The sequence below is a fragment of the Psychroserpens sp. genome, from assembly GCF_045105015.1.
GTDB lineage: Bacteria > Bacteroidota > Bacteroidia > Flavobacteriales > Flavobacteriaceae > Psychroserpens.
Map to the genome: position 1 here is coordinate 1 of NZ_JBGCCX010000072.1, position 5,698 is coordinate 5,698.

Below are 5,698 nucleotides of genomic sequence, written 5' to 3' on the forward strand. Positions count from 1 at the left end.
CATGCCATTGGGAAATATCCGGAGAGCAGCCTTTAGAACCAGAAACAGCATGCTATGAGTCGGCTAGATTTAACTATCAAATATGTGAATGGGTAATATCAGGAGAGCAACCATTAGAGCCAGAGACAGCATGTTATGAGATAGCTACATTCGATGTTCAATTATGTGAGTGGGTAGTAACAGGAGAGCAACCATTAGAGCCAGAGACAGCATGTTATGAGACTGCTACATTCGATATTCAATTATGTGAGTGGGAAATAACAGGAGAACAACCATTAGAACCAGAAATTGCATGTTATGAAGTAGCAACATTCAATGTAGAGACATGTCAATGGGAAGTTACAGGAGAACAGCCATTAGAACCCGAGATAGCATGTTATCAGGTAGCTACATTTGATATTCAACTATGTCAGTGGGTAGTTACAGGAGAACAACCCTTAAAGCCAGAGACAGCGTGTTATGAAATAGCTACATTTAACAATCTACTATGTGCTTGGGAAGTTACAGGTGAAAAGCCGTTAGAGCCAGAAATAGCATGCTATGAGACTTCAGTATTTAACTATCAACTATGTCAGTGGGTAGTTACAGGTAAGCAGCCTTTTAAACCCGAGATAGCATGTTATGAAACAGCTACATTTAATAGTCTACTCTGTGAATGGGAAGTTACTGGTGAAAAGCCGTTAGAGCCAGAAACAGCATGTTATGAGACTGCAATATTTAATTATCAACTATGTCGATGGGATATTACTGGAATTGAACCTATTATTTCTGCTGAGACTCCATTATGTGATGCAGATTTTGGGACTTATTTTGTTTTAATTAATGTTAATGTTGGTAATGTAACAAGCTCATTTGGAAACCTTCAAGATAATATGGACGGAACATGGGTGATAAGTGATATTCCTTTAAATTCTGATGTAACTATTACAACATCATTAAATGAAAACTGTTTCAATTCTATAGTGGTTGAATCACCAGATTGTATTTCCTGTATTGATTTAGATGTTAGTTCCACAGACGTCACTTGCTTTGGATTAGATAATGGAACTTTAAATGTTGATTTTGTTTCAGATGGTGCTTCTGTAACAGTTAATGATGTACCTTATAACCCTGATATGTCATATGTGCCAGGAACATATATAATCACTGCGATTTCAGAAGAGTACGGAGATGCAAATTGTATGGTTTCTGAGTTTATTATAATTTCTGAACCCGAAAATGTAGATGTTCAGGTGAGTTCTACAGACGCGACATGTTATGGAGCAAATGATGGTACAATTACAATTGAAAGTTTAAGTGAAGGTGCATATTACACAATTAAGCTTAATGGTATAGGACCAGACTTAAGTGGTCAAGACTTTTTTGCACCAGGAACATATGTAGTTGCGGCAACGTTAATTGAAGTTCCATTAGCTAGAAATAGTTCAGCGGGTAAACTATCAGAAAGATCACAGATTCCTTGCGTTGATACAAAACTGGTAATTATTGGAGAATTAGATTCTACTTGTACAGAAGATGACTACTCTACTAGAGAAGCTGGATTTGATTTTGAAATGCATCCAAATCCGACTAATGGAAATCTAACTATTACTCCAAATAAATTTACAGATAATAAAGTTGTAATTGAATTGTATAATTTAGTTGGAACTAAACTAATAGGTCAAGTATTTAGTAATATAAGAGACAATAAAATTAATGTTGACCTTTCAAGTTTACCAAGTCAAGTATATTATTTAAAAGTAATTACAAAAGATGGTACAAAAATTAAAAAAGTTGTGTTAGATAGATAAACATATAATTACAATTGATTTATAGTAACTTTCAACACCTTTAAGCATTCTTAGTTTAAAGGTGTTTTTTATATTAGTAAACAGTTGAGTTATATCTTCCCATTAGATGTAAAAATCTAAAATTTGAATAGAAAAAATTGGCTACAGTATAACTTTTGAAATATATCATATTGTAGTACAGTGTTTTATGTGTTTTGTTTGTTTAAGAGATTTCTTACATGTCAGATCTCTTAATCTTTTATTTTCGGGTATAATCTAAAAGTCAATATTGCATCTTCATTTTTTTGTACATTTCAATCGACTTAATATCACATTCTCCCTACAGATATTATTTATTTACGATAGCATTTTATTATATCGGTTGATTAATAGCCTTTTCAACCCAAGTTTACACTAATCATGTAATCCGTTTATGTTTGGTTTAATCAATAAAACCAATCATTATGAATTTATTAGCTATTAATTCAATTAAAAATTGTTGTAATAATTACAATACCTTATTTCCAAAATTCAAAATTGAAAAGCAGTTTTTGCTGATCATAGCTTTTTTGTTTTTTGGAGTATTTGTGTCTTTCGGTCAAACATTTTCCGGTGCTTCTGGTGTTATAGATGATAATAATTGTCCAAATACTAATAATTTTACAGCTTCAGTATCTGGGATTGGAATACTCGGTACAGATGTTGATTTAGATGAAATTAATCTAAATATTGATCATACTTTTACTGGAGACCTAGAAATTTCTATTGTAGCACCTGATGGCACAACAGTTGTATTGTTGTCTGATAGTAATGGTGGAAGTGGAAACAACTATACTAATACAAGTTTTACTCCAAATGCTTCCACAAGTATAACTTCTGGTTCTGCTCCATTTACAGGAGATTATTTGCCAGAAGGTAATTTCAGTGATTTAAATGGATTATCTGCAAATGGAAATTGGACATTGAAAGTTTGTGATAATGCAGGTCAAGATACAGGTTCGGTAACTTCATGGTCAATATCTTTTAAATGTCCAGGTACGATTGGAGATCCTTGTATAGCGCATAGATGGAGTAAAGGGGATTCATGGTCAGGTGGTTCTGTTTCAAATGGAGGTAATGGTGGCATTATAGCTTGTGCTAGTGCGGCTGCTACAGAATCTAATATAATGCCTAATACACAATATTGTTCTAGTAGTTTTGAACTGCCAACTTTAGCAGATTGTATTGACCCTTCAAATGGAAACCCTATTGTTATAAATCGCCCAATTGAAGGCCAAAATATTCTATGGTTTAATTTTGATGTTAGAGCAAATGCAGGTTCTTCAGAATTTCAAATAATTGGTGGTCCAGATAACATAGCTTGGGCACTGTTTTATTCAAATAATCCTACTGCTGGTTTAAGTTCTGGTATAAGTGGTGATTGTAGTGATCTTACTTTTGCTGATTGCGGAATTAATTTTACGGGTTGGGCAGATACACCTTTTGTTGTTCCTTCCTTTAGCGAACCTACCAATTATTATGTTATGGTTTGGGATCAGGAATCAACAAATAATTATGATTTCTCGATTAATTTTAAAGCAAGATATGGTTGTGGTAATGGTGATGTTGTAGGTTGTAATCTCGAAATAGGTTCGGCTAGTACACAATGTAATAGTAATAATACATATACTTTAACAATTCCAGTCACTGGAGCAAATGCTCAATATAAAGCTGTAGATTCTAATGCATTAAATATATCAAATGATATTTGCCTTGGTAACTTAGATAGTGGATCACTTTCTGGTTCATTTACATTAACTTATCCTATTGGAGTTAATTATAATGTGGACATTACTACAGTAATACCTTCCACAATTGGAAGTTGTGCTCAACCTTTTAATCCAGCTGATTGTTTAGCTACTGTTTCAGGTACACCTGACAATTGTTGTATAAACCCAATAAACCCATCACCTTCTTGTAATGCTCTAAATGTGGCAGTAGTTTTAGATGAATCTGGATCAATTGATTCTGCAACGGAAGCTCAAGTTGAAGCGGCTTCTTTAGCTTTAGCCAATGCATTAAAAGATACTGGAGCTCAAATGGCTTTTGTGGAGTTTGGTTCTAGTGCTGACATCCCAACTTATGGTGGTTATACCAATTGGAATACAGTTAATCAAGCTTATATTGATGGCTTGAATAATGCTTCTAATGGACTAGTTGTACAATATGGAAACAACTCTAATACTTCTGGACAATGGACTAATTGGGAAGATGCACTTAATAAAGTTTTAGATTTAAATGCTATTCAAGTAGCAGATATTGTTTTGTTCATGACCGATGGTAATCCAACAGCATATATTAGAGATTCTGATCAAGCTATTTTAACAAGTCAAGGAGCGGCAATTTCTTTAAGTAATGCTCTAGATGAATCTTGTGAAGTGAAACAAATGGGTTCTCATTTGTTTATGTTGGGTGTTGGAAATGGAATTACTGCATCAAACTTAGCAGCAATTTCTGGACCTATTGTTGATGATGGACCAGCCAACCCTACGTTAACAGTGCTAACAGCAGATTATGGATTAATTTCAGCTGGTGATTTAACACAATGCTTCTTAGATATAGCACAGAGTGGTTGTAACAATGATTTATCGCTTGAAAAATCAGTATATGCTGGCCACGATAGCGGAGCAAATTGTGATGGTGCTAAAACCATCCCTAATCCGAATGATTCTGAAGTGACCTATTGTTTTACAATTACAAATGATGGTGACCAAACCATAAGCAATATGGATTTTTCAGATGCTGATATAGGAATTGATGAAAACGATTTAACACCTGCTTTTCAAACATCTATGATCTCAGGTCAATCTATAACATACTATTATGAACAAACATTCTCTGTTGGACAAACATTCCCTTTCAATAATACAGCAGATGTTACTGGTGAGACACCAACAGGCGATCCATTGAGTGATAGTAGTTCAGCTGAGGTGACAGAATCGTTATGTACGCCTCCTAGTCTTACAACTGAAGATGATTCTGTATGTGCTGAAAGTCAATCAAGTATTGATTTGTCTACTTTAGTAACATCTGGTGGAACAGTATCGTTTCATACAAGTCAAGCAGATGCAGACAATAATGATAATGCACTTACTGATACAAATGTTAGTCCATTAGTTCAAACAACATATTATGTTCGTAGTCAAGTAGCAGCAGATTGTTATGTTACAGATACAATAGTGATTTCAATTAATCCATTACCAAATGCAAGTGCATCTGGAGGTGAATTGACGTGTTTCAATTTATCAGTTCAATTAACTGCTTCGAGTTCTACAGTAGGAGTTACATACTCATGGACTGGTCCAAATTCATTTAGTTCAAATGATCAAAATCCTTCGGTTAGTGACATAGGAATTTATACATTAACGGTTATTGAAACTCAAACTGGTTGTACATCTACTGCAACAGCTTCAGTAACTTCTGATACAACTTCACCAACAGCAGCTGCAGGCTCAGATATGGAACTGACGTGTACAATCTTAGAAGTGACTTTAGATGGTTCAGGAAGTAGTACCAATCCAGATGCGGATTTATCTTATGCGTGGAGTGGACCGAATGGATTCAGTGCAGCAACAGAAGATATTACAGTATCAGAAGTAGGAACATATACCTTAACGGTTACAGATAACGACAATGGTTGTTTTGCGATGAGTGATGCAGTAGTATCAGCAGATGAAAATTCTCCAACAGCAGATGCAGGATCAGATATGGAACTGACATGTACAACTTTAGAAGTCACTTTAGATGGCTCAGGAAGTAGTACCAATCCAGATGCAGATTTATCTTATGCATGGAGTGGACCGAATGGTTATTCAGCTTCAACCGAAGATATTACAGTATCAGAAGTAGGAACATATACCTTAACCGTTACAGATAATGACAATGGCTGT

At 34.7% G+C, this 5,698-nt stretch carries 2 protein-coding genes; both read left to right on the forward strand.

The window, feature by feature from the left end; genetic code table 11:
* Window positions 1-1,790: T9SS type A sorting domain-containing protein (locus AB8B90_RS05700; RefSeq protein ID WP_405334579.1), on the forward strand; the 1,790-nt coding region annotated here is incomplete at its 5' end.
* A gap of 443 nt (window positions 1,791-2,233) precedes the next feature.
* Window positions 2,234-5,698 (forward strand): proprotein convertase P-domain-containing protein (locus tag AB8B90_RS05705; protein ID WP_405334581.1); only part of this gene is annotated, 3,465 nt, incomplete at its 3' end.